General features: G+C 39.1%; 24 protein-coding genes. 4 read left to right on the plus strand and 20 right to left on the minus strand.

Annotation, left to right across the window (positions count from 1 at the left end; all coding sequences use genetic code 11):
- Nucleotides 1-82: 82 nt before the first annotated feature.
- The 5 genes from L0951_RS03820 to L0951_RS03840 form a co-directional block, all read right to left on the minus strand.
- A complete protein-coding gene (locus tag L0951_RS03820; RefSeq protein WP_048499305.1) occupies nucleotides 83-631 on the minus strand; it encodes a hypothetical protein in 549 nt (182 codons plus the stop codon).
- A 314-nt stretch (nucleotides 632-945) separates the two neighbouring features.
- Entirely contained in the window at nucleotides 946-1,500 is a 555-nt protein-coding gene (locus L0951_RS03825) for a DUF6252 family protein (RefSeq protein ID WP_048498585.1), read from the minus strand.
- Between the two features lie 135 nt (nucleotides 1,501-1,635).
- Entirely contained in the window at nucleotides 1,636-4,707 is a 3,072-nt protein-coding gene (secA, locus tag L0951_RS03830; RefSeq protein ID WP_234109562.1) for a preprotein translocase subunit SecA, read from the minus strand.
- Between the two features lie 88 nt (nucleotides 4,708-4,795).
- On the minus strand, nucleotides 4,796-5,017 hold the full coding sequence (locus tag L0951_RS03835; protein ID WP_002662059.1) for a DUF2795 domain-containing protein: 222 nt from the start codon (nucleotides 5,015-5,017) through the stop codon (nucleotides 4,796-4,798).
- Nucleotides 5,018-5,147: 130 nt separating this feature from the next.
- Nucleotides 5,148-6,176: a GDP-mannose 4,6-dehydratase gene (locus L0951_RS03840; RefSeq protein WP_234109564.1), complete on the minus strand. Its 1,029-nt coding sequence runs from the start codon at nucleotides 6,174-6,176 to the stop codon at nucleotides 5,148-5,150.
- Nucleotides 6,177-6,733: 557 nt separating this feature from the next.
- Between L0951_RS03840 and L0951_RS03845 the strand changes: the two genes are divergently transcribed.
- Entirely contained in the window at nucleotides 6,734-7,525 is a 792-nt protein-coding gene (locus L0951_RS03845) for a DUF2797 domain-containing protein (protein ID WP_234109566.1), read from the plus strand.
- Between the two features lie 7 nt (nucleotides 7,526-7,532).
- On the opposite strand, the gene L0951_RS03850 is transcribed toward L0951_RS03845, so the two are convergent.
- Together L0951_RS03850 and L0951_RS03855 are read right to left on the minus strand one after the other, a co-directional pair.
- Nucleotides 7,533-7,877, minus strand: coding sequence for a hypothetical protein (locus tag L0951_RS03850; protein ID WP_234109568.1), 345 nt, complete (start codon nucleotides 7,875-7,877; stop codon nucleotides 7,533-7,535).
- Nucleotides 7,878-7,944: 67 nt separating this feature from the next.
- Nucleotides 7,945-9,189, minus strand: a complete 1,245-nt coding sequence (locus L0951_RS03855) for a DUF445 domain-containing protein (protein ID WP_234109569.1) — start codon at nucleotides 9,187-9,189, stop codon at nucleotides 7,945-7,947.
- A gap of 109 nt (nucleotides 9,190-9,298) precedes the next feature.
- Here L0951_RS03855 and msrB point away from each other — a divergent pair, with 109 nt between their 5' ends.
- On the plus strand, nucleotides 9,299-9,748 hold the full coding sequence (gene msrB / locus L0951_RS03860; RefSeq protein ID WP_317207192.1) for a peptide-methionine (R)-S-oxide reductase MsrB: 450 nt from the start codon (nucleotides 9,299-9,301) through the stop codon (nucleotides 9,746-9,748).
- Nucleotides 9,749-9,754: 6 nt separating this feature from the next.
- On the opposite strand, the gene L0951_RS03865 is transcribed toward msrB, so the two are convergent.
- The 6 genes from L0951_RS03865 to L0951_RS03885 all read right to left on the minus strand — a co-directional run bounded on the left by L0951_RS03865 (nucleotide 9,755) and on the right by L0951_RS03885 (nucleotide 14,433).
- Nucleotides 9,755-10,450 carry a YjjG family noncanonical pyrimidine nucleotidase gene (locus L0951_RS03865; RefSeq protein WP_234109571.1) on the minus strand — a complete coding sequence of 232 codons (696 nt, stop codon included), beginning with the start codon at nucleotides 10,448-10,450 and terminating at the stop codon, nucleotides 9,755-9,757.
- Between the two features lie 26 nt (nucleotides 10,451-10,476).
- On the minus strand, nucleotides 10,477-10,611 hold the full coding sequence (locus L0951_RS13680; protein WP_262486469.1) for a hypothetical protein: 135 nt from the start codon (nucleotides 10,609-10,611) through the stop codon (nucleotides 10,477-10,479).
- Between the two features lie 48 nt (nucleotides 10,612-10,659).
- Nucleotides 10,660-11,250 (minus strand): RNA polymerase sigma factor, encoded by a 591-nt coding sequence (locus L0951_RS03870; RefSeq protein ID WP_234109573.1) that lies wholly within the window; start codon nucleotides 11,248-11,250, stop codon nucleotides 10,660-10,662.
- Nucleotides 11,251-11,433: 183 nt separating this feature from the next.
- Entirely contained in the window at nucleotides 11,434-11,922 is a 489-nt protein-coding gene (locus L0951_RS03875) for a hypothetical protein (protein ID WP_234109575.1), read from the minus strand.
- A gap of 86 nt (nucleotides 11,923-12,008) precedes the next feature.
- The gene (gene metK, locus L0951_RS03880; RefSeq protein ID WP_234109577.1) at nucleotides 12,009-13,289 is read right to left on the minus strand and encodes a methionine adenosyltransferase; all 1,281 of its coding nucleotides are present in this window, start codon (nucleotides 13,287-13,289) and stop codon (nucleotides 12,009-12,011) included.
- Between the two features lie 190 nt (nucleotides 13,290-13,479).
- Nucleotides 13,480-14,433, minus strand: coding sequence for a hydrogen peroxide-inducible genes activator (locus tag L0951_RS03885; RefSeq protein WP_234110003.1), 954 nt, complete (start codon nucleotides 14,431-14,433; stop codon nucleotides 13,480-13,482).
- A gap of 89 nt (nucleotides 14,434-14,522) precedes the next feature.
- Between L0951_RS03885 and L0951_RS03890 the strand changes: the two genes are divergently transcribed.
- On the plus strand, nucleotides 14,523-16,013 hold the full coding sequence (locus tag L0951_RS03890) for a catalase (RefSeq protein ID WP_234109579.1): 1,491 nt from the start codon (nucleotides 14,523-14,525) through the stop codon (nucleotides 16,011-16,013).
- A gap of 210 nt (nucleotides 16,014-16,223) precedes the next feature.
- On the plus strand, nucleotides 16,224-16,397 hold the full coding sequence (locus tag L0951_RS03895) for a histone H1 (protein WP_234109581.1): 174 nt from the start codon (nucleotides 16,224-16,226) through the stop codon (nucleotides 16,395-16,397).
- A 156-nt stretch (nucleotides 16,398-16,553) separates the two neighbouring features.
- Here the strand turns inward: L0951_RS03895 and serS are convergent, their stop codons facing one another.
- From serS to L0951_RS03930, 7 genes are all read right to left on the minus strand, one after another.
- On the minus strand, nucleotides 16,554-17,819 hold the full coding sequence (gene serS / locus L0951_RS03900; RefSeq protein ID WP_234109583.1) for a serine--tRNA ligase: 1,266 nt from the start codon (nucleotides 17,817-17,819) through the stop codon (nucleotides 16,554-16,556).
- A gap of 71 nt (nucleotides 17,820-17,890) precedes the next feature.
- Complete coding sequence (locus L0951_RS03905; RefSeq protein ID WP_234109585.1) at nucleotides 17,891-18,385, minus strand: hypothetical protein; 495 nt, start codon at nucleotides 18,383-18,385, stop codon at nucleotides 17,891-17,893.
- Nucleotides 18,386-18,399: 14 nt separating this feature from the next.
- Entirely contained in the window at nucleotides 18,400-19,653 is a 1,254-nt protein-coding gene (locus L0951_RS03910) for a polysaccharide biosynthesis C-terminal domain-containing protein (protein WP_234109587.1), read from the minus strand.
- Between the two features lies 1 nt (nucleotide 19,654).
- Nucleotides 19,655-20,785 (minus strand): glycosyltransferase, encoded by a 1,131-nt coding sequence (locus L0951_RS03915; protein ID WP_234109589.1) that lies wholly within the window; start codon nucleotides 20,783-20,785, stop codon nucleotides 19,655-19,657.
- 100 nt (nucleotides 20,786-20,885) lie between these two features.
- Nucleotides 20,886-21,377, minus strand: coding sequence for a hypothetical protein (locus L0951_RS03920; RefSeq protein ID WP_234109591.1), 492 nt, complete (start codon nucleotides 21,375-21,377; stop codon nucleotides 20,886-20,888).
- A gap of 237 nt (nucleotides 21,378-21,614) precedes the next feature.
- Nucleotides 21,615-22,400, minus strand: a complete 786-nt coding sequence (locus L0951_RS03925) for a (Fe-S)-binding protein (protein ID WP_234109593.1) — start codon at nucleotides 22,398-22,400, stop codon at nucleotides 21,615-21,617.
- A 108-nt stretch (nucleotides 22,401-22,508) separates the two neighbouring features.
- Nucleotides 22,509-23,837 (minus strand): (Fe-S)-binding protein, encoded by a 1,329-nt coding sequence (locus L0951_RS03930; protein ID WP_234109595.1) that lies wholly within the window; start codon nucleotides 23,835-23,837, stop codon nucleotides 22,509-22,511.
- Between the last annotated feature and the right edge of the window lie 13 nt (nucleotides 23,838-23,850).

Here is a 23,850-nt window from a genome sequence, read left to right on the forward strand (position 1 = left end):
CTTTGTTTGTGCATAGATATTGATTGATGAAAAAAGTATTGAAAAAAATGAGATTAAAATATTGGAGAGTTTTTTCATAATATTATTTGTTTAATGTTAATCTATTAATATCGAATCTGCCATCAGTTATTTGTATCTTTTCTGTTGGTTGTTCTTTGTTATATAGTGTTGCTGTAAATGTTCCGGAGAAATATGGATAATCAAATCTATTGATTGTTATTATACCACAATTATCAGATGACAAAAAAATTTTTCCATCAAACTCAAGATACATCTGCGTAATTTGAGTTGTAGGCGATCCATACCCTCCTGATTGGTTTACAATAAAATCCCCAGAAGCAGTAACATTATACATGTAAAAGTACACTCGTTGATTTGTAGAATAATTTTTTATATTTATATAATAATTAGTATCAATCGCATTTATCGTTAATCCATATAGCGGTTGTCCCCCAATACTTTGATTGCCATTCTTTGGAATTAAAACTTTTCCGTTTACCAAGCAACCGGCGGTGTTTGCCCCCGAAGTGGTTGCGGCCGGCAAAATATCTTGCGGCGTAGCATCATTGGAAGAATTTCTACCACATGAGAGCACGACAAAAAGAAAGAGTAAAAGAAAGACTGTTTTCATATCATTTTATTTTTTGTGATTGATGTAAATATACAATAGTTTTTTATGTAATGAATATGATTTGAGGCATGTTTTGTTTCTAACAAAAAAAACTTCTCCATTTCTGAAGAAGTTTCTATGATATTTGTCGTTTACTATTGTAATTAGAAAATACCCGGTCATACAATATTGGAGTCACCATCTGGCTTTTGTCAAGATATACAAGCAAACTGTCCATTGATTGCGTATATGTTTTTGTCTGCGACACAACAAATACTACCGAAAAATTACAGAAAATAATCTGTAGGAGTCGTGTGTAAAATTTTTTCATGATTTTAATGGTTTAGGGTGGTGTAATTAATGTCAAATCTACCTTCTTTAATTTCGATAATTTCTCCGGTGTTACTATTCTTTAATGATGAAGAAAATTGACCGGAATAAATACCTAATAAATAATCAAATCGGGTTATTTTTACTATACCGGAATTGTTAGAAGAAGTAAAATAATTACCACTTCCATCCTTATATGCTATCGTGTTTGATGAATTTAATTGATATTCTCCTATGCCTTGAGATAAATTCTCTAAATTAATTGATAATGAATTTTTAGTGGAATGGTTAGTTATCAATAAATCCCATGTGTCATTGCCTACTGGCGGAAAATTGAAATTTGGCCCAACACTCGAGAGTAGTCCGTAGAGCGGTTGCCCCCCAATACTTTGACTGCCATTCTTTGGAATTAAAACTTTTCCGTTTACCAGGCAACCGGCGGTGTTTGCCCCCGAAGTGGTTGCAGCCGGTAATACATCTTGCGGCGTAGCATCATTGGAAGAATTTCTACCACATGAGAGCACGACAAAAAGAAAGAGTAAAAGAAAGACTGTTTTCATAAGATTTTATAATTTGTGGTTGTTGAAAATTTACAATATTCTTCATACAATGGTTATTATGTGAAGCATGTTTTTTTCAATAACAAAAAACTTCTCCATTTCTGAAGAAGTTTTTATGATATTTGTCGCTGTTTCTTACGCCGGAATTTCTCCTTTGAATAAGAACGAAACAATTTCCTTGTTTACTTTTTCCACCATTTCGCTGAAAAGGTAGTAGGATTCCTGTTTGTAAATCACAAGCGGATCTTTCTGCTCATAAACCGCACCTTGTGAAGAACGTCTCAAATCATCCATTTCTCTCAAGTGAAGTTTCCAGTTTTCATCGATGATGGCGAGTGAAATGTTCTTTTCGAAGTCGTTTACCAATGAGTCACAATGTGTTTCGTAAGCTTCTTTCAAATCCGTTACAATGGTCATGGTTTTAATTCCATCTGTAAACGGAACCTGGATCATCTTAAACATCGAACCTTGGTTTTGGTAAACGTTTTCAATGATTGGGAACGATTTTTCTTTCAACAGATTTAGCTTCATCTGGTAATCTTCGGAAGCCGCTTTGAACACGATATTCGTCAATTCTTGAACCTGTTTGGTCTTGAAGTCATTTTCAGAAACTGGTGCTTCCATGGTGAAATTTTTGATGATTTCATATTCGAAATCTTTGTAATCACCTTCTATTTTCGTTTTGGTAACGATGGATTGCGCCACATCAAAAATCATGTTGGAAATATCATATTTCAAGTGGTCGCCGAACAATGCGTTTTTTCTTCGTTTGTAGATCACGTCACGCTGTTTGTTCATCACGTCGTCATATTCCAACAATCTTTTTCGGATACCAAAGTTGTTTTCTTCTACTTTTTTCTGTGCTCTTTCAATGGACTTGGAAATCATGGAATGTTGAATCACTTCACCTTCTTTATGGCCCATTCTGTCCATCATTTTCGCGATTCTTTCTGAACCGAAAAGTCGCATCAAGTTATCCTCCAAAGAAACATAGAATTGTGAACTTCCCGGATCTCCCTGTCTTCCGGCACGACCTCTCAACTGTCTGTCAACACGTCTGGAATCGTGTCTTTCAGTTCCGATGATTGCCAAACCGCCGTTCTTCTTAACGTCACCCTGCAATTTGATGTCGGTACCACGACCTGCCATATTCGTTGCTATGGTAACCACTCCGGGTCCTCCTGCTAAAGCAACAATTTCAGCTTCTTTTGCGTGGAGTTTCGCATTCAGTACATTGTGTTGGATTTTTCTTAATTGAAGCGCTCTGGACAATAATTGGGAGATTTCTACCGAAGTTGTTCCCACCAGAACAGGTCTTCCCTGTGCAGTGAGTCTTTCGATTTCTTCGATGACCGCGTTGTATTTTTCACGGTTGGTTTTGTAAACCAAATCTTGTCTGTCATCTCGCTGAATTGGTCGGTTGGTTGGAATTACTACCACGTCAAGTTTGTAGATTTCCCAAAGCTCACCGGCTTCTGTTTCCGCAGTACCGGTCATTCCCGCCAATTTGTTATACATACGGAAGTAATTCTGAAGCGTAATGGTAGCAAAAGTTTGTGTTGCTGCTTCGATTTTCACGTTTTCTTTCGCTTCAATCGCTTGGTGAAGTCCATCGGAATAACGTCTTCCTTCCATGATCCGTCCGGTTTGTTCGTCCACGATTTTCACTTCGCCATCAATCACCACGTATTCATCATCTTTTTCAAATAAAGTGTAGGCTTTCAATAATTGGTTTAAAGTGTGAACCCTTTCAGATTTTACCGCGAAATCACCAAACAATTTCTCTTTGGCTTCAAATTCTTCTTCCTTGCTGAGGCCTTTAGATTCCAGTTCTGCAATTTCGGTAGCGATATCTTGAAGGACGAAGAAATCTTTGTCCTCATTTCCTGCGGACATATATTCAACACCTTTGTCGGTCAAATCGATTTGGTTGTTTTTCTCATCGATGACGAAGTAAAGGTCTTTGTCAACAATCGGCATATCACGGTTGTTGTCCTGCATGTATTGTCCTTCCACTTTTTGAAGAAGTGCTTTGTTTCCACTTTCTGAAAGGAATTTAATCAGCTGTCGGTTTTTCGGCAAACCTCTGTAAGCCTGCAAAAGTTTGAATCCACCTTCTTTGGTATTTCCGGCAGCGATCAATTTTTTGGCTTCGTTGAAGATGTGGGAAACGGTTTTTTTCTGAACTTCCACGATTCGGTCTACCGATGGTTTCAAAGTATCAAATTCCTGCCGGTCTCCCTGCGGAACGGGTCCGGAAATAATCAACGGCGTTCTGGCATCATCTACCAAAACGGAATCCACCTCATCCACGATGGCGAAATTTAATTCTCCCTGAACCAATTCGTCTGGTGAAGTCACCATGTTGTCTCTCAAATAATCGAAACCGAACTCGTTATTGGTACCATAAGTAATATCGGATTGATAAGCTTTTCTTCTCGCGTCGGTATTGGGTTGGTGATTGTCAATACAATCTATGGTCAAACCATGGAACTGATAGATTGGTCCCATCCAGGCACAGTCACGTTTTGCCAAATAGTCGTTTACGGTGACCACGTGAACTCCTCTTCCGGGAAGCGCATTCAGGTAAATGGGCAGAGTTCCTACCAAAGTTTTACCTTCACCTGTCGCCATCTCCGCAATTTTTCCGCTGTGAAGAACTACCCCTCCAATAAACTGAACATCATAATGAACCATGTCCCAAGTTACTGCGGTTCCTGCTGCATCCCAGTGATTTTTCCAGATTGCGGTCTCTCCCTGCACTTCAACGAAATCTTTAGTTGAAGCAAGTTCTTTGTCCATTTCTGTAGCAGTTACTTTGATCTCACCGTTTTGTGCAAGACGTCTTGCGGTTTCTTTGATCAGTGCAAATGCTTCCGGAAGAATATCGTTCAGTACTTTTTCCTCAATTTCATAGGAATCTTTCTTTAAACTTTCAATTTTTGCAAAGAGTGCTTCTTTTTCGTCCACGTTGGTGGATTTTTTGATTTGCTCTTTCAGATCGGTGATTTGCGACGAGATATTGGCGGTTGCTGCTTTTATTTTTTCTTTGAATTCGGCTGTTTTTGCCCTTAAACCATCGTCAGTTAATTCCTGGATTTTTGGTTCTGCGGCTTTTATCTTTGCTAAAACTTTTTTTACTTCCTTCAGGTCGGTGGCATTTTTGTCACCCAGGAAACCCTTCAGAACTTTGTCTAATAAACCCATATTTGCTTTTGGCTTTTAGCGTTTGGCTAATCGCGTTGTTTGTTATATAAAAATGGCTAAAGGCAATTTGCCAGAAGCCAGTAGCTAATTAATATTCGTCTTCGTTCCAAAGGAAGTCTTCGTCGGTTGGATAGTCGCTCCAAACCTCTTCAATTGATTCGTAGATTTCACCTTCGTCTTCGATTGCCTGAAGGTTTTCTACCACTTCCATTGGTGCACCCGTTCTGATTGCGTAATCAATAAGTTCTGCCTTCGTCATTGGCCAAGGTGCGTCACTTAGATAAGATGCTAATTCTAATGTCCAGTACATAAATTAAATTTTTGCAAAAGTAAAAAATTAGGTGAGAAATCAAAGCGTTTTAATGCTGATTTTTAGCGTTTTGCTGATTTCTCCCGGCAAATTGCCTGATTGCTTGAAAATAATTGCCTATTTCCAATTGCTACTGGGCATTTCTCAAAAACCATTCCACAAATTTTTTTGTGCCATTTTGGAATTTTGTGGTTGGATTGTAACCCAATAAGGTTCTGGCTTTTGTAATGTCTGCGTTGGTTTTTGGCACATCTCCAGGTTGTATTGGCAGTACTTTTTTGGCAGATTTTTTTTCCAGATGATTTTCTATGGTGGACACCATTTCTTCCAGCTCAATGACTTCGTTTTCACCCAGGTTAATGATTTCGTAAACACGGTCATGGGTTTCCAGGTAATGGATGGATTTTAGGATTCCATCAATAATATCGTCGATGTAAGTATAATCCCTGGAAGTGGAACCATCGCCATAGAAAGGAATTTCTTTGTTTTCGAAAATTAGTTTGGTAAATTTATGGATCGCTAAATCTGGTCTTTGTCTCGGTCCGTAAACGGTAAAAAACCTTAGCTGAATCATATCGATTTGGTAGAGATGATGATAAGCATGACCTAAAATTTCCACACATTTTTTGGTTGCTGCATAAGGTGAAATAGGGTGGTCCACAGCGTCGGTTTCTGCAAATGGAATGGTTTTTCTTTCACCGTAAACACTTGAGCTCGAAGCGCAAACGAATTTATTGATTTTGAATTCCCTGCAAAGTTCCCACAAATTCATGGTGCCTTTCACATTCACCTCTTCATAATCCAGCGGTCGCTCAATGGATGGGCGCACTCCGGCCAAAGCTGCCAAATGGATGACTTGGTCTATTTTATGTTTCTGAAAGATTTTTTCTAAGCCTTTTTTATCTCTAATGTCTTGATAATAAAGTTGATATTTCTTGCGTGAGGTTTCAAAAATCAGTTTTTGAATGTCCCGGCTTTTGTTGGTGAAATTAAATTCCTGGTCAATGCCAACGGATTCCAAGGTGTTTTTCACCTTGATTTTATAATCATAGAAATCATCAAAATTGTCAACATTAATGACAGAATGTCTATTTTTTAGAAGATGTTCTACTAGGTGCGAGCCGATAAATCCGCTTCCGCCGGTGACGAGGTAATGCATGGTGTATTGGTTGTGGATTTTATTTGTCTGAGTAATGCCCTAAAACGGAAAGTACCGGAACGATGACATTTGATAAACAAGTCGATCTTTTTTATTGATTCTTCTGCTTCAGAGTATAGATGTCTTAATTGCTCCGGATTGCCAGTTCCTTCTCTGGGGTTTTCGGAAAGTTCTATGAAAAAAGTCTCAATTTTATGAATATCGGTTTTTCTTCCGGATTTGCAGCGCTTTTTCAAATCCTGCTATGCTTTTTCACCTACTCTGACATTATATTTTCCAATAATTTATTCGCATCAACAGGTTTGAACTTCTGCTTCAAATATTCAGGATTATCCTTATTTTTCTGTTTGCTGCAATAATTTTAATATTTCAGAATTCGTGAACTCCTTGCTTTCTTCAAAAATCCCAACTTTAGAAGCCCTCGATATCCTTTTCATCAATGAAATGTCGCAATTCTTTTTGATCTAAATCGTTACTGTTTCCATCCCATTAATTTGATACAAAAATACAAATTAAAACTTCAAATTTTATTCCTTAAATTTACTCAAAATTCTTACATGCACTTCCACGGACAAATCCTAAAAATGACCACCCAAAACGGGAAACCTATCCAATATTTTCTGAACCTATCCCACGATTTAATCAGCATGAATCAGTTGATTGGAAGAAAAATTAAAGTAAAACACGTTGGTTATCAATGTGTAAACTGTGGAAACGATGAGAAAATCTTCAGGATGGGTTTCTGCAAAAAATGCTTTTTTGAAAGTCCATACGCCAGTGACACCATCATTCGTCCAGAACTTTCCACGGCTCATCTTGGGATCCAGGAACGCGATTTGGAGGTGGAGAAAGAAATCCAGCTTCAACCGCATGTGGTGTATCTCGCTTATACCGGTGATGTGAAAGTGGGCGTGACGCGTGAAACCCAGATTCCAACGCGATGGATTGACCAGGGTGCCACTTTCGCATTGCCCATTGCCAGAACTGAAAACAGATATGAAGCAGGAATGATTGAAGTTGCACTCAAAGAACATCTTCCCGATAAAACCAATTGGCGAAAAATGTTGGAAGACGATTTCGAGGATGAACTGGATTTAGCCGATTTCCGTGAGAAGGTATCGCAATATTTTCCCGAAGGTTTTAAAAATTTCTATTCCCAAGAAGGCGAAATCATGAAATTCGATTATCCTTATGAAAAACCGGAAAAAATCAATGCCTTCACTTTGGATAAAAATCCAGAATTCGAGGCGGTATTAAAAGGTATTAAAGGTCAATATCTTTCCTTCGATGGCGGAAATTCCATGAATGTGAGAAACCATGAAGGATACGTAATTGAACTGGAGGTGTAAACAGAGACTAGTCGATATTATACTCCTCCTTTTCCTCAAAAGGGATTTGGCGCAGGAAATTTCCAAATTCAGGACCCGAATAATTGCTCTCGGAACCATATGAGTCCAGGATCGTCGCCTTGATGCCGTCTTTGTCCTCCAAAATATAAAGTACTGCGTTGTCATCGGCGCTGCTCATGCCTTCAAAACGGTAAGATTTCACGATGCAAAGATCACTTGGCGAACTGTAGACTTTTTCGTTTTCGCCCAGAACCATTTGGTGGTCGTCATTCATCCGGATTTCTTTTGTAATCCCTCTGTTTCGCAAAGTGTTGTACACTTCTGAAAGTGGTTTTAGATGATTATTTTCCATGATATTTTTTGATTTTGGTGCAAGTAAAATTACGAAAATAAGAACTTGAAAAAGAATAAAGCGGTCATTAAATGAAAAAGTGAGCCACCGTGTAGATAATTAAACCCACTAATCCGCCCACCAAAGTTCCGTTTACACGGATAAATTGCAGATCTTTTCCCACTTCCAGTTCCAGTTTATCAGAGAGTTCTTTACCCTGCCAATTTCCAACGGTGTCACTGATTAATGCCCCAAACTGATGTGTGTTTTTCAAAATATATTTGTAGATGGTGAAACGAATCCAGTGGTCTATCTTATGCTGCAGATTCTCATCGGATTTCAAATTCTGTGAAAGTTCGGTCAGATTTTTTTTGAGGTAATTTTTCAGCGATGTTACTTCCTCTGTTAATTCGGTTGAAAGTGTTTTCTTGATGGATTGCCAAATGTCTTTAGCATATTGCTGAAGTTTTTCCTCTTTCAGGAAATCATTTTTAATGCCTTGGAATTCCTCTTGCCATTTTGCCTCATGCTGCACTTCCTGCGAGAATTCATAGAGTTTTCTGGTGATTTCGGTTCTTAAATTATGGTTCAAATCATTTTCCACTTCCTCGAAATACTTGGTCAGACCCGAAGTTATTTTTTGGGCAATCGCATCATCCACAAATTTTGGGACCAGAAAATAACTTTCTTTTTTCACCCTGTCCTGCACCATTTCCCGGTTTTGGATCACATAATCCTTGATCTGTTTCGAGAGATTGGTGATTAATCGTTGATGGTCGTTTTTATGGAGGACATATTCAATTCCACTTCCTACAATTTGGTTGATTTTCAAATCATTGGACATTTCTTTTGCTTTTTTGCCGATGAATAGAACCACCGCGGAATCATCAAGTTTGGCTAAAATATCCAAAAGGATATTCGAAAGTTCACGAACCAGATTTTCCTGGTTTCTGTCTTTGGAAAGCCATTCACCCACGAAACCTGAAACCTTTAATTTTAAGATGTAGGGACGGATATTTTGTGGTGAAAGAAAATTTTCCACCACGAAATTTCCCAGATTGTCACCGATTCTTTCCTTGCTGTTTTCGATGAGGTTGGTGTGCGGAATTTTCAATCCCAAAGGATAATTGAAAAGAGCGGTCACCGCAAACCAATCCGCCAAAGCTCCGACCATTGCCGCTTCGGAAAAAGCCCGGATATAGCCGATCCAGTGGGAATCATCTGTCTTTTGAAGTATGGTGGTTATAATGAAAATTACCGCCATCAGGAGAAAAAGTCCGGTGGCGAATGCCTTGAATTTTCGGAGTGAAAAGCGTTTCTGTTGATCATTCATTTAATTCAAATTTAGTAAATTTGGAGTAATGAAATTATTAATTTCGATAATGCTACTTTTGAGTTTGCAAACCTGTTCGCAAACACAGCAACCTATTAAATCTACTTCAATGGAAAATTCAACCACAAAAACCAATCCATATTACTCCAGAACCGATAGAACTTTGCTCACCGTACCTAATGAAGAGTGGAAAAAAATTCTTTCACCCGAGTTGTATGCCGTTTCCAGAGAGGCTGCAACAGAAAGACCCCACACTGGGAAGTACAATGAGTTTGATGAGAAAGGCGACTATTACTGCGCGGTTTGTGGAAATCACCTTTTCCGCTCAGATGCCAAATTCTCTTCAACCTGCGGATGGCCGAGCTTTTTCGAAGCTGATAAAGAAGGTGTGATCTATAAACGCGACACTTCGCACGGAATGGAGCGAATAGAGGTGCTGTGTAAAAGATGCGGCTCACATCTGGGTCATGTTTTCAATGACGGACCGGAACCAACCGGGGTGCGTTTTTGCATGAATTCAGTGAGTTTGGATTTTGTGGGAGATTCCCAGAAAAAATAATTGTACTTAAAGAATCTGTCGCAGTTCTTCCAGTTTTTTGATCACCAAAATATCTTCACCTGAAAAATTATCGCTGAATACATCAAAGAAAACTACTTTCAGTCCAAAAGATTTTGCACCTTCCACGTCGGCAATCCAATCATCGCCGATCATGATGGATTCCTCTTTTTTAGCGCCGGATTTTTTTAGCGCATAATCGTAGATTTCCGGCTGTGGTTTCCGGATATTGATTTCATCTGCGGAAGTGATGGTTTCAAAATAGTTTTGGATTCCCGAGAGTTCACATTTTTTATAAGTAACTTCCTTAAAGCCGTTTGAGAGAATGTGGATGTGGTAACCTTTTGCGGAAAGGTATTCAAGGATTTCGAACGCACCCTCCACCAAATCATTGTAATTCAGGATGGTGTCCAGGAAATTGTTCTCGAAAGCCTGCGCAAGTTCGAAATCATCAATCCCGAAAAACAGGAAAGAATCGTAAAAACGGTGTTTTCTGAGGTATTCCTTGTCTATTTCGCCATCTCTTATCTGTTCCCAAAGTCTTTCGTTAATGGTAAAATATTCTCGGTGAAAGTCCTCGAAATCCAGATGATGATTTTCTTTAACCCGTTCTGCCCGGAAAATTTCTTTTAAAGTGTGGTACGCATTCTTGCGGTGGTCCCATAATGTGTTGTCGAGGTCAAAAAAAATGTGCTGAATTTTCATACAGCACAAATTTAGATAATTTAAGATTAGTTCTTGGAAACAATGTGGATTTTACTTTTGGTTTTCACCACTTCGATGTTTCGTGAATAACTTAGTAAAAAGTCAATGGTTTGCTTTTTTGGTTTCAAAAGTTTTTCATTTAAAATGTCAAATTTTTTCATAGGCAATCCTGATTTGACTTAAAAACGAAACTATTTTGAAAATATTATTTATCGTGTTAAAATAATATTATGCTCCTCCATGATTTTTCTCAGGTTGATGAGCGCATAACGAACCCGACCGAGCGTTGTATTGATACTGGAGTCTGTGTGGTCAGCAATTTCTTTGAAACTCAGGCCATCGAAGAATCGAAGTTTGATTACTTCCTGCTGATTTTCTGGCAAGAATTTCAACATTTTCATCAAATCATCCTTGATCTGTCTGCTGACGAGCTGTTCCTCAATATTTTCTTCCTGCGAAGAAAGCAGGTCAAAAATCGAAAACTCATCATTGTCATAAGAAGATTCGGAGACTTTGTTGTGCTTGGTCTTCAATCTGTAATGGTCAATAATCAGGTTATGTGCAATTCTTTTTGCCCAAAGTATGAATTTTCCCTCCTCATTGTAGCGCCCTTCCTTCAGCGTGACAATGATTTTCATGAAAGTATCCTGGAAAATATCATTGGCAAGATCCTCATCCATTACTTTATAGTAGATGAATGTAAAGAGATCACTTTGATGCCGCTCAATTAAGATGGCAAGTGACTTTTCGTCGCCGTTCTTGAAATGGGAAATCAGCCAGCTATCGGTATTTGTGTTCATAACTCTTTTCTTTATTTTTAAGTCCACGAATTCCAGCACCAAATTATTTTGGGCCCTTCTTTCGGTCAATTTAGAATAAAAGTAGAATTATCTAATCGATAGTTGTTGTTTTGTTGAGTGGGCTAAATTAATAAAAAAGTTAATACTTTGTTAATAGAAAGTCAAAAAATTAAAAAAATCTTTTTATTTTATCATGTCGTTCAAAAAAGGTATCGGCAGATTGACCGTGAAATTCAAATTAAAGCCATTCAATTTTTTGCCATTGATTCCATTCTGATCAAGCGGAAAAGCATAACCACCCGTTAAATCGACAATTCCAAACAGGGTGAAACCGATTTTTGGAGCTATAAATTTAGTGGTTACTTCAGCGCCCGCCAAAAAATACCAGGAATGGTAGAAGTCCACATTTCGCTCAAAATTCATCAAAATATCTCCCTGTACTTTTGGAATCACCACGAATTTAGAATCCACTGATCCCATTAATGCAGAAACTCCGAGTCGGTAAACCAAATCGTCATTATTCAAAAAAAGTAATTTCCCGCCCACTTCGCCGAAACTCAGATTTTGGTACTCATATCCTGCCGTCAGCAGTTTATGCATCGTCATTTGTGCTTTCATGCCAAATCCCGAACAGCATAAGAGTACAAAAAAAAGCAAAGATTTCCTATTCATGATTCATGATACAATTTCGGTCTTAAAGTTAAAAAAAAACTGCTTAATCATTTCTGAAAAAGCAGTTCAATTTTGTTGGACCGGAATTAAATTCCGAACTCTTTCCGGATTTCATCCACTTTATCTAGTTTTTCCCAGGTGAAGAATTCCAAATCCTTAATGGTTTTTTCTTCTCCGTTTGCAGCCCGGAATGTTTTGTCGGCAACATAATAATCTCTTCCCATATGTCCGTAGGAAGCGGTTTCCTGATATATTGGATTTCTAAGCTTCAGGTTTTTCTCAATGGCATAAGGTCGCAGATCGAAAATCTTCTGCACTTTTTTGGCAATTTCTCCATCCGTGAGATTAACTTTGGAAGTTCCATAAGTATTGATATAAAGTCCACATGGTTCTGCAACGCCGATCGCATAAGAAACCTGAACCAATACTTCATCTGCAACTCCTGCTGCAACCAGGTTTTTGGCGATATGTCTCACTGCATATGCCGCACTTCTGTCCACTTTTGACGGATCTTTTCCAGAAAATGCACCACCTCCGTGCGCGCCTTTTCCACCGTAAGTATCCACGATGATTTTTCTACCGGTTAGTCCTGTATCTCCGTGTGGTCCGCCAATTACGAACTTTCCGGTAGGATTGACATGGTATTTGATTTGGTCGTTGAAAAGGTCTTGAATTTCTCTTTTTTGCTTTGCCTTTACTTTAGGGATTAAGATTTCAATGATGTCTTTTCGGATTTTTGCCAGCATTGCTTCCTCACTTCCGAAATCATCATGCTGAGTGGAAACCACGATCGAATCAATTCTGATTGGTTTGTGGTCGTCAGAATATTCAATGGTTACCTGGGATTTTGCATCCGGACGAAGATAGTTGATGGCTGCGTTTTCTTTTCTAAGCTCAGAGAGTTCTTTCAAGATGGCGTGAGCCAAATCCAAAGCGAGCGGCATGTAGTTTTCGGTTTCATTGGTGGCATAACCAAACATCATTCCCTGATCTCCTGCACCCTGATTATTTGCGCGAGTTTCGAAATCGGCATCTTCACCAACGCGGTCAACTCCCTGATTGATATCTGGTGATTGTTCGTGGATGGCAGAAATCACGCCGCACGAATCGCCATTAAACATATATTCGCCTTTTGTATAGCCAATTCCATTGATTACTCTTCTGGCGATATCCTGCACATCGAGGTATGCGGTGGATTTCACCTCACCCGCCAAAACGACTTGTCCGGTGGTCACCAAAGTTTCGCACGCCACTTTGGAATTGGGGTCGAATGCCAAAAAGTTATCGATCAACGCATCTGAAATCTGATCCGCAATTTTGTCTGGATGTCCTTCTGAAACGGATTCAGAGGTAAATAGATAAGACATATTTCTTTTGTTTTTAGTTAGAATTTTAGAGAAAAATAAGGTAGATTACAAAAGAAACTAAAAACAAGAAAAATCTGTTTTAGCATTTTTTTGTGAGGTTGCAATCAGTTCAAATTTTTCCTCGTGATATTATTCGGGTGCAAATTTATATACAAATTATTGAACCACAAAATAATGCATGCAATAAAAATTACTGTGGTTTTACAGCCACGTATTCTTCCGGATTTTTTGAAAAATTCAGTTTGAGTTTCATGGAATTAGAAACAAAGGCGATCAGCTCATCCAGGATTTTCTGCTTATAAGTTGGTTTGTAATAAATGACAGAGATTTCACGGTACGGAAACGGTGCGCGGAATCTTTTCACTTTGTGTTTTTGCTCGTCGGAGAGCTGGTTCACAGCGAGTTCAGGCAAAATACTGATGCCGCCCAATTTGTCAACCATCTGAATCAAAGTCGAAATATTTGATGCGAGATATTCCAGATTTTTAGGCTTCATGGAATTTTCTTTTAACTCGCAGATGTTTTCAAACTGAGTTCTGAGGCAATTTCCTTCTTCCAGCAACCAAACCTTTTGCACGTCAATTTCTTCCGGAACCACAAACGTGTCGTCTTTTCCTTTTGATGCATTTTCACTAGAATACAACATCAATTCTTCGTTGAAAAGAAAATCCTGATAAAATTCGTTTGCCGCAGTGTACGGTGTTGAGATGATTCCAGCGTCAAGTTCTCCGGATTTCAGCGCCTTGATAATGTTATCTGTGGTCATTTCCTTTACATTGAATTCAATTTTCGAATGTTCCTTCAGAAAATCAAATATTTCGGTAGGTAAAATGAAACCGGCAACAGTGGGAATGATTCCAAGGTTCAATTTTCCAGCCAGGATGTTATTCAGCAAATTGGCTTTGCTTTTCAGCTCATTTATGGCATCGATTACTTTTTTGGCTTCAGCGACGATTTGGGTTCCCACATCCGTAGTTCTGATCGGATGAGTGGTGCGGTCAAAAATCTTCACTTCTAATTCATCCTCAAACTTTTGAATCATTGCACTCAATGTAGGTTGCGTGATGAAACACGCTTGAGCCGCATTACCAAAGTGTTTGTATTTATCAACTGCGATCAGGTATTCCAATTGCTGAATATTCATTTCATTAATTTTGTCTATGACAAAGGTAACTACTATTTGTGGGATTTCCATTATTTTTAAATAAATTTGGAGTTCGTAAATTGATCATCATGGAAGGTAAAAAACTCACCACTTCGGCCGGAAATCCCTACAGAAATCATCAGGATTCACAAACGGTTGGTATGCGTGGTCCGGTTCTGTTGCAGGATTTTGTGCTGCAAGAAAATCTGGCGCATTTTGTTCGTGAAAGAATTCCGGAAAGAATTGTCCATGCAAAAGGAACAGGAGCTTACGGGAAATTCACGGTGACCCACGATATTTCAAAATATACCAAAGCAAAGGTTTTTTCAAATATTGGAAACTCCTGCAAAATATTTATCCGCTTCTCCACAGTGGGTGGTGAAAAGGGTAGTGCCGACACTGAAAGAGATCCAAGAGGATTTGCCATAAAATTCTACACCGAAGACGGGAACTGGGATTTGGTCGGAAATAATACGCCCGTGTTTTTCATCAAAGACGCTAAAAAATTTCCGGATTTTATCCATACCCAAAAACGTCTGCCTAAAACCAACTTGAAAAGTGCCACTGCGATGTGGGATTTTTGGGGACTCAATCCAGAATCGCTGCATCAGGTTTTAATTCTGATGTCGGATCGCGGAACTCCTTTTGGTTACCGGTTTATGCATGGTTTCGGTTCGCACACCTTTTCGATGATAAATGCTGAAAATGAACGTGTTTGGGTGAAATTCCACCTCAAATCTAAACAGGGAATCAAAAATTTTACCCATGAAGAAGCCATCAGGATGAAAGGTGAAAACCCGGATTTTGGTCAGCAAGATTTAGTGGATGCGATTGAGAAAGGTGATTTTCCAAAGTGGACCATGTATATCCAGGTCATGACCGAGGAACAAGCCCAGGAATTCCGCTGGAATCCATTTGATGTGACGAAAGTCTGGTTCCATGACGAATTTCCTTTAATTGAAGTGGGTGAATTGGAATTGAATGAAATTCCGGTGAATTATTTCGCACATGTGGAACAGGCCACTTTTTCGCCTTCGAATTTGGTGAACGGAATCAGTTTTTCTCCCGATAAAATGCTTCAGGGGAGATTATTTTCCTATCCAGATGCGCATCGCTACAGAGTGGGCGTGAACTCCCATTTGTTGGAAGTGAACCGTTGTCCTTATCAAACCTATAACTATCAAAGAGATGGTTTCATGGCGGATTCGTCGAATTATCAGGATGCTCCGAATTATTTTCCGAACAGTTTTGACGGAATCAAACCGGATGAATCATATCAGGATTTTGAATATGATTTAGACAGTGCCCGAGTTGCAAATTTCAACAGAAATGAAAATGACGATGACCATTTCACCCAACCCGGATTGCTTTACACCAAAGCGATGAACCAGGAAGAACGCGAACATTTGGTCCATAATATCGTGCAGTCCATGCAAGGAATTTCCGGCCCGAAAAGAGACGAAATCATCAATCGTCAGTTGTGTCACTTTTTCCGCGCAAATATTGAGCTGGGAATGAAAATCGCCATGCAGCTGCAAGTGAATATTGACGCAAATATGATTAACCACGCGAAATCTTAAAGCATGATTTCGGGCAGCAAATCGACACGATCACCATTCCTATCATAATTCGCAGCAACAATTTGCCGGATGGCGGAAAAAATTTGCTCATAAGGACAAAAAGATTGTGGGTGCGACCGAATTTTTTTTTACAAATTTGGTTTATCTTTTCACCATGATATAGATTTTATCCCTATTTTTGGGGCTTAACAAAAAATAAGTTAATTACACATGAAAGAACTAATCGAAAAAATCAGTGCAGAATTTGAAAATTTCAAAACTGAAGCAGATGCTCAAGCAGAAAAAGGAAACAAAGCTGCGGGAACAAGAGCAAGAAAATCTACTTTGGCTTTGGAGAAGATGCTCAAAGAATTCAGAAAAACTTCGCTGGAAGCTACTAAGTAATCAACAAACCCTCCCGAAATTTCGAGAGGGTTTTATTTTGTGAGCGAGTAGAACAAGGAGAATGGAGAATTGACCTGCAATCGCTTTGCTAAAGTAACTTCGCAAGGAGCAATACTCCAGATAATCCCTGATTTCTTTTTCAGATTCAAATTTTGGTTAAATCATATCAAATCTTGCGTATTCCGCAATTTTCTCAGGAATTCTAATTCCATTTTCAGTTTGGTTGTTTTCCAAAAGAGCTGCCATAATTCTTGGCAAAGCCATTGCGGAACCGTTCAAAGTATGAACCAACTGCGTTTTTCCTTCGCCTTTAAATCTGCATTTCAACCGGTTTGCCTGGAACGTCTCGAAATTGGAAACGGATGAAACTTCCAGCCATTTTTCCTGAGCCGCACTCCAAACCTCGAAATCATATGTCATGGCAGAAGTGAACCCCATATCGCCGCCACACAGTCTCAAAATTCTAAACGGCAATTCCAGATCGGTTAAAATTCCTTTCACGTGCTCCACCATTTCTTCCAAAGCAGCGTAAGAATTTTCTGGCTTTTCAATCCGCACGATCTCCACTTTTTCAAATTGGTGGAGTCGGTTCAGGCCACGAACATGTGCACCGTAACTTCCAGCCTCTCTTCTGTAACATTGTGAGAAGGCAGTATTCTTAATGGGTAAATCTTTTTCTTCCAACAGAACATCGCGGTAAATATTGGTCACCGGAACTTCCGCCGTTGGAATTAAGTACAAATTGTCTTCATTTACAAAATACATTTGTCCCTCTTTATCAGGGAGTTGACCTGTTCCGTATCCGGATGCTTCGTTCACCACATGCGGCGGATTCACTTCCAGATAACCTGCATCAGTATTGGTGTCCAAGAAAAATTGAACCAGCGCTCTCTGCAAACGCGCTCCTTTTCCCAAATAAACAGGAAATCCTGCACCGGCGATTTTCACACCGAGTTCAAAATCAATCAAATTGTATTTTTTCGCCAGTTCCCAATGTGGAATTGCGCCTTCTCCTAAACCTTGCACATCATGGGATTGGTAAACGATTTCGTTGTCGTCTGCTGAAGTTCCTGCAACTACTTTTTCGTTTGGAATATTGGGAATCTGATAGAGAATTTCCTGAAGCTTATTTTCGGAATCCCGCAATTTTTGTTGAAGAATTTGCGAATTTTCTTTGTATTCTGCGGTTTTTGCTTTGGCAGATTCAGCTTCGTCCTTGTTTCCTTGTTTCATCAGCATCCCGATTTCTTTCGAGATTTTATTCATTTCCGCCAAATTTTGGTCGAGTTCGAACTGGAGTTTTTTTCTCTCGTCATCTTCCGAAATGGCTTGGTCAACCAAATCCAGCTGTTTGAAATTCCTTTTATTTAAACCTTGGATAACACGTTCTTTGTTATCGCGCAAAAAATTAACCTGTAACATCTTAATGGGTAATAAGTAATGAGTGATGAGCAACAAAATATTGCACAAGCAATGAATTGCAAATTTAACGATTATTTGGTGATTTTCACGATGTTTGGCTGCCCATCAACTTTTGTGAATTTCAGGATGCCATTGTACCAAATTTTTGAAACCTGAAACAATGCCGGAGAAAATGAATAGTTGATGGTCATGGTGTCATTGGAAATCCGGTTGGTATCATTCACTTTTTTAGTGAGAATCAATGCGATTTTAGACTGATAAGTTTTGTTGTTTCCGCTGGAATCAATAAGTTTTCTTTTTGCACCCGCCACATATTCAATGTAACTGATGGTGTCCGCATCTTTTTTTGGATTAAAGGAAACCGGTGCATTGTCGGTAATTCCGTACACGTCGTTCATTCTGATATTGATATATGAGCCGGGAATTTTCGCGTTTAGCATATCTTGGTTGGCAGAATCTATATAAAGATTGATCATCTGGTCAATTTGCTGACTTCCAGATTCCTCATTTCTGCAGGAGAGAAATGCCAAAAAAACAACCAGTAAAACAGCAATCAGATTTTTCATTAAGGCAAAGATAATTATTTTCTCAGATGGATACTTTTTAGCAAAAGTGAAATTTCGCCTTTGGACAAGATAAAGTCCCGCATCTTGAAGTCTGTAATCTGGTAAAATTTCCAAAAAAGCAAAGCAGATGAAGCGCAGTAGGAAACCGTGGTCACGATGCATGCTCCGGCAATTCCCCACCTTGGAATCAGCAACCATGAACCGACAATCGTGAATAATACACCAATGATCGATTTCACATTTAAAATCCGAAGTTTATTGATGCCGGCGAAATAATATCCCACGATATTGCTCGCGGCGATCGCCAAAATCCCGGGAGATAAAAGGAGGATCACCTCTTTGCTCTGCCCGAAATCTTTTCCAAAAATCATTACATAGATTTCTGCGGGTATCAAGAGTAACATGAGAATGAAAAAAAATGACACCAAAGTGCTTATTTTCAGTGAAATCTTGGTTTTGATAATGGCTGCAAGGGGATCGGTGGTGTTGACCACATCTGAATACAGAACAACGGATAAACTTCTGCTCACCATCCAAATTGCTTCAGAAAGTGCAACGCCGATCGAGTAAATTCCCACGCTGGACAAACCTTTGAAAAACTCGATGAAATAAAATGAAAGCCGGTAATTCAGGAACTGCAGAAATGAACTGACCTGTATTTTCCAGCCATAATCGAATAATTTTTTGCTGAGGTCTCTTGAAAATGAAATATTTGAGAACTCGCAGTGTTTCAAAATCTGAAAAGTACTTACCGCAAACAAAACCAGCAGGCACAGAATCTGGCTCACAAAATACGTTTGAACTTCAGCCTTATCAAAGAGATAAACCAATCCCAGAATAAAAAGAATTTGCAATCCCTGCAGCAAAATCGTGTAAATATTAAAGTTTTTGAGGTGCTGCCTTCCCACGTAAAGATTGATGTTTGCAGAAAGCAAAGAAGTGAGAACCGATAGAATGATCAAATAGGATAAAAATTCTTGCTCATGGACAAAACTGATGAGAAACGGAACCGAAATTCCCGATAAAATCGCCCAAAGATAGGCGTAAAGCAAAATCTGTTCGGTCTTAAATTTTGAAGCGAAATAAGTGACACTCGCTCCCACGAAAATATTTCCCACAAAACCAACCAGCGCCAAATCCGCAATCACAATGGAGATGATGCCTTTGCCTGAACTTCCCCAATAATTGGTGGTGAAAATAACCAGACCCAAATTTAAGATCAGGATCAAAAATCTGGAAACGAAAGTCTGTAGAGCAGTTTGTTTCATCTTATTTTAAGGCTAAATGCACGAAATCCACAAAATTTTTGCTGATGAGTTTCCAGTTGTATTTTTTTTCGAAAAGTTTTCGGGCGTTTTCTGCGTGTTTTTGGTACAAGCCTGGATTCTCAACGTATTTCAAAATTAAGTTTGCAATCAGGTCTGAATTTTTCGGGTTGACCAAATATCCGAATTGATCCACCTCCACATCGTTTCTGGTCGCCTTCAAATCGGTGTAAATCACCGGTTTTCCTGAACCGGCGTAATAATAAATCTTGATCGGGCTGCAATGGTGGTTTTCAAAATTCACTGCCCTTAAATCAAAGCAAACATCAGCATCGGAATAGTTTTCAGTAAAGGTCTCGAAGGAAGTGGATTTCTTGATTTCCAGATTTTTGAACTGATATATTTTTAATAAATTCTCGAAATAAATTTGGTCTCTTTCTTTTCGAGTTCCTCCAATCAATAAAACCGAAACATTCAAATCTGGCTTTTTATCTTTGAGTTTTTCGATCACCGAAAAGAAATTCCCGATTCCTTTTTCCTCGGAAAATTGTCCGGTATAGCAAAGCTTGATTCTGTCGGGATTTAAGGGTTTAATGTTTTGATAAACATATTTATCATCCGGAAAATAGGGTAAAAAGAGCTTTTTCTTAAACGGAAAAAAATAAGCCAGCGGAAATTGTTTGGTTTTTTCGCCAAAAATAAAATGAGTGCTCAGAAATCCAGCATACAGCTGAATCAAAAAAAACTTCACTGCATGAATGATGTTTAAAGGGAATTTAAAATCAGCGACCATCCGCATGGAAGGATACCATTCGGTGATGTCATAAATAATGCCGGCTTTTTTTCCTTTCGAATATTTTTTTGCTGCGATGATTGCTAATGGTTCCGAGCCAATGAGACAATCCGGTTGAAACGAATTGATGACTTTTTGAAAAACCTCGATTTTTTTTCCCGAAGATTGATCTAAAACAGAATAGGATTCAATTTCAATCCCATCTATAATGCCTTGAAAATCAGCACAAAGACTGCATATCTTTACCTCATTTCCCTGTTCCATAAGTTCTTTCGCCTGATGATGGAAAATCCGGTCATCATCATATCGGTGGGAAGTAGTAAGGAAAAGGATTTTGGACATGGTGTTGATTGCTTTACAAAAATAACCTTTTAATTTCCATCAACAAAAAACCCTTTCAACTTTTGGTTCGTTGAAAAGGTTTCAAATATTTTCAGCATATTTAATCCACGTAAATTCCCGCCCAGCTTCTGTTCAAAGGAAGCAGGAAATCGCTTAAAAATGCGACATAGGTATTCTTGGAAAAATCAAAAACCTGGATTTCTTTTGAAATAGTGCCTTCTTTCAGTCCTTTTTTGAAATCCTGCAATTTCATGGTTTTAATTTCGCCGTTTTCCACAAAACACGCCTTCATTCTGTCAAAAAGACCCAATTCAAATTCCTGGTCGATTTGTTTCATAAATCTGCCCAAAGTATCGATGGAACATCCGGAAGCTTCTTCTTTTTCCTCATCCACGCAGATAATGATGAACTGATTTTTCTCTATTTTAAATGACGAAGACAGCGCTTTGTCATGTGCAGCCCAATCCGCCAGGAAATCGTATAATTTCTCAGAGATCACTTTGGCTTCCTTGGTGGTGAATGGTCTGGATGCGGGAAAAATGATCACGCGGTAATCGTTGGTTTCTATGATGGTGGATGTTTCTATTTTCATTTTATCTATTTTAGGGGACAAATTTAGGCAATTTTTTCAGTTACAATTTTTCAGGATTTAGCTGGTTGCTTATAAAAGGAACCGTGAATAATAGCATATTCCGTAAAATGATAAGTCGGAAAATGGAAATCCTGTCATTGTTTTTTCATCTCCCTCACCCGTTCAAATAAAAAACAGAACTGAATCTCGGTGAAAATTCAGTTCATTTTTCTTAAATGGGTATTTCTTGAGGTTCGTTTACAAATCCCCTGCTTCTGCCAAAAGTTCCGCAATATCTTTCACCGCTACATTGTCGGTTCGGTTGAAGTGTTTCACTCCATCGGTCATCATGGTCATGCAGAAGGGACATCCGGTGGCGATGATGTCTGGTTTTTCTTCTAAAGCCTCTTCGGTTCTCTCCACATTGATGTCTTTGTTTCCTTTTTCGGGTTCCTTGAACATCTGAGCTCCGCCTGCTCCGCAACAAAGTGCGTTGGATTTACAGCGTTTCATTTCCACCAGTTCCGCATCGAGCTTTCTGAGCAGGTCTCTTGGTGCTTCATATTCCCCATTTCCTCTTCCCAAATAACATGGGTCGTGGAAAGTTATTTTTTTGCCTGTGAAACTTCCACCCTCAATTTTCAGGCGGCCTTCTTCCATTAGTTTTTTTAGGAATTGGGTATGGTGCAACACTTCGTAATTTCCACCTAATCCGGGATATTCGTTTGCGATGATATTGAAACAGTGTGGACAAGCGGTTACGATTTTTTTGATTCCGTAGCCATTCAGGATTTCAATGTTGGTCAATGCCATCATTTGGTAGATGAATTCGTTTCCGGCACGTTTTGCAGGATCTCCGTTGCAGGATTCTTCCTGACCCAGCACGGCGAATTCTACTCCTACCTTGTGCAAGATTTTGCATAAAGCTTTGGTGATTTTTTTCGCGCGGTCGTCAAAACTTCCTGCACAGCCCACGAAAAACAAAACTTCTGGCATTTTTCCTTCGGCAGCAAATTCTGCCATAGTCTTTATTTGGAATTCCATTTTTTTAAATATATCAATTTAATCATTTACCAATGTGCCAATTTGGATAAAAATTACAGGCGGTTCTGCTTTGCAATTATTCCATTTTCACATTGATAAATTGTTCCGTTACTCAGTTGCCCAATTTAATCTATCCTGCTGATTATACTGCCATGGAGCAGCGTTGTTTTCAATATTGTTGTTCATCAGTTGCCATTCGTGCGGCATTGAGGATTCTTCCATCACCATAAATCTGCGCAATTCCACAATGATCGAAAGCGGATCAATCAACACCGGACAAGCTTCAACACAAGCGTTGCAAGTGGTGCATGCCAAAACTTCTTCCCGGGAAATGTGGTCGTCCAGCAATTTTTTTCCGTCATCCACAAATTTTCCATTTTTGTTGATGTTTCTTCCCACTTCTTCCAATCTGTCTCGGGTATCCATCATAATTTTTCGCGGTGAAAGTTTCTTGCCGGTAATATTCGCGGGGCAAACTGCGGTACACCTTCCGCATTCCGTACAAGAATAAGCATTCAGCAGCTGGACCTGGTTTAAGTCAAAAATATCATTCGCCCCGAATTTTTCCGGAACCGCATTGGCATCAGCTTCTGGTGCGGCTGCGTATGGATCTGCGTTGGGATCCATCATCAGTTTGATTTCTTTGGTTACCGAATCCAGATTATTGAATTGTCCTTTCGGTTTCAAGTTCGAAAACCAAGTATTCGGGAATGCTAAAATTATATGTAAATGTTTGGACCAATAGAGATAGTTCATGAAAAACAGAATCCCTATGATGTGAAACCACCATGCTCCTCGCTCGGTGAAATGTAAAAATCCGTCGCTGAAATTCTGAAAAATCAGTCCCAAAGTATTGGATGAGATCGGAAAACTTCCGTGTTCGGGTAAAATATTTCTTTGCTGAAGTACCCAATCGGCTGCATTCATTTTGTAGAATGCCATCATTAAGGCAAATTCGATGACCAGAATCCAGTTCGCATCATGTTTTGGCCAACCGAAAAGTTCCTTCATCGTCAATCGTTTCACGCCGTAAAAATTTCTTCGGATAAAGAAAATCACTACTGCGATGATGACCAATAAAGCAAGAACCTCCAGAGTAGCGGTGAAAGTTCGATAAATTGAAGCCCCTAAAACTTCAGCAAGAAAACGGTGTTTCCCGAAAATTCCATCCACTATAATCTCCAACAATTCCAGATTGATGATCACGAAACCCACATACACAAAGATGTGCAGAATCCCTGCAATCGGCCGCTTTGTCATTTTGCTTTGGCCGAGTGCTACTTTTCCCATGACTTTCCATCTTTCAGCTGGATGATCGCTGCGGTTGATTTGTTTGCCGAGTTTGATATTTCGGTGAATTTCCTTTAAGCTTTTAAAGAAAAGCCCAAAACCTACTGCGATTGCGATTAAGAAAATAATATTGTCAATATATTGCATATTGAATGTTTTT

The sequence above is a fragment of the Chryseobacterium sp. R2A-55 genome, assembly GCF_021401085.1.
Lineage (GTDB): Bacteria > Bacteroidota > Bacteroidia > Flavobacteriales > Weeksellaceae > Kaistella.

Excerpts from the sequence above, each read along its gene's own strand:
- metK (WP_234109577.1), bottom strand. The coding sequence starts at position 13,289 with ATGTCTTATCTATTTACCTCTGAATCCGTTTCAGAAGGACATCCAGAC.
- L0951_RS03885 (WP_234110003.1), bottom strand. The coding sequence starts at position 14,433 with ATGAATATTCAGCAATTGGAATACCTGATCGCAGTTGATAAATACAAA.
- L0951_RS03895 (WP_234109581.1), top strand. The coding sequence starts at position 16,224 with ATGAAAGAACTAATCGAAAAAATCAGTGCAGAATTTGAAAATTTCAAA.
- L0951_RS03820 (WP_048499305.1), bottom strand. The coding sequence starts at position 631 with ATGAAAACAGTCTTTCTTTTACTCTTTCTTTTTGTCGTGCTCTCATGT.
- L0951_RS03835 (WP_002662059.1), bottom strand. The coding sequence starts at position 5,017 with ATGTACTGGACATTAGAATTAGCATCTTATCTAAGTGACGCACCTTGG.
- L0951_RS03850 (WP_234109568.1), bottom strand. The coding sequence starts at position 7,877 with ATGGAAAATAATCATCTAAAACCACTTTCAGAAGTGTACAACACTTTG.
- L0951_RS03890 (WP_234109579.1), top strand. The coding sequence starts at position 14,523 with ATGGAAGGTAAAAAACTCACCACTTCGGCCGGAAATCCCTACAGAAAT.
- secA (WP_234109562.1), bottom strand. The coding sequence starts at position 4,707 with ATGGGTTTATTAGACAAAGTTCTGAAGGGTTTCCTGGGTGACAAAAAT.
- L0951_RS03930 (WP_234109595.1), bottom strand. The coding sequence starts at position 23,837 with ATGCAATATATTGACAATATTATTTTCTTAATCGCAATCGCAGTAGGT.
- L0951_RS03845 (WP_234109566.1), top strand. The coding sequence starts at position 6,734 with ATGCACTTCCACGGACAAATCCTAAAAATGACCACCCAAAACGGGAAA.
- serS (WP_234109583.1), bottom strand. The coding sequence starts at position 17,819 with ATGTTACAGGTTAATTTTTTGCGCGATAACAAAGAACGTGTTATCCAA.
- L0951_RS13680 (WP_262486469.1), bottom strand. The coding sequence starts at position 10,611 with ATGAAAAAATTTGACATTTTAAATGAAAAACTTTTGAAACCAAAAAAG.
- L0951_RS03825 (WP_048498585.1), bottom strand. The coding sequence starts at position 1,500 with ATGAAAACAGTCTTTCTTTTACTCTTTCTTTTTGTCGTGCTCTCATGT.
- L0951_RS03915 (WP_234109589.1), bottom strand. The coding sequence starts at position 20,785 with ATGTCCAAAATCCTTTTCCTTACTACTTCCCACCGATATGATGATGAC.
- msrB (WP_317207192.1), top strand. The coding sequence starts at position 9,299 with ATGGAAAATTCAACCACAAAAACCAATCCATATTACTCCAGAACCGAT.
- L0951_RS03905 (WP_234109585.1), bottom strand. The coding sequence starts at position 18,385 with ATGAAAAATCTGATTGCTGTTTTACTGGTTGTTTTTTTGGCATTTCTC.
- L0951_RS03865 (WP_234109571.1), bottom strand. The coding sequence starts at position 10,450 with ATGAAAATTCAGCACATTTTTTTTGACCTCGACAACACATTATGGGAC.
- L0951_RS03855 (WP_234109569.1), bottom strand. The coding sequence starts at position 9,189 with ATGAATGATCAACAGAAACGCTTTTCACTCCGAAAATTCAAGGCATTC.
- L0951_RS03875 (WP_234109575.1), bottom strand. The coding sequence starts at position 11,922 with ATGAATAGGAAATCTTTGCTTTTTTTTGTACTCTTATGCTGTTCGGGA.
- L0951_RS03910 (WP_234109587.1), bottom strand. The coding sequence starts at position 19,653 with ATGAAACAAACTGCTCTACAGACTTTCGTTTCCAGATTTTTGATCCTG.
- L0951_RS03920 (WP_234109591.1), bottom strand. The coding sequence starts at position 21,377 with ATGAAAATAGAAACATCCACCATCATAGAAACCAACGATTACCGCGTG.
- L0951_RS03925 (WP_234109593.1), bottom strand. The coding sequence starts at position 22,400 with ATGGAATTCCAAATAAAGACTATGGCAGAATTTGCTGCCGAAGGAAAA.
- L0951_RS03840 (WP_234109564.1), bottom strand. The coding sequence starts at position 6,176 with ATGCATTACCTCGTCACCGGCGGAAGCGGATTTATCGGCTCGCACCTA.
- L0951_RS03870 (WP_234109573.1), bottom strand. The coding sequence starts at position 11,250 with ATGAACACAAATACCGATAGCTGGCTGATTTCCCATTTCAAGAACGGC.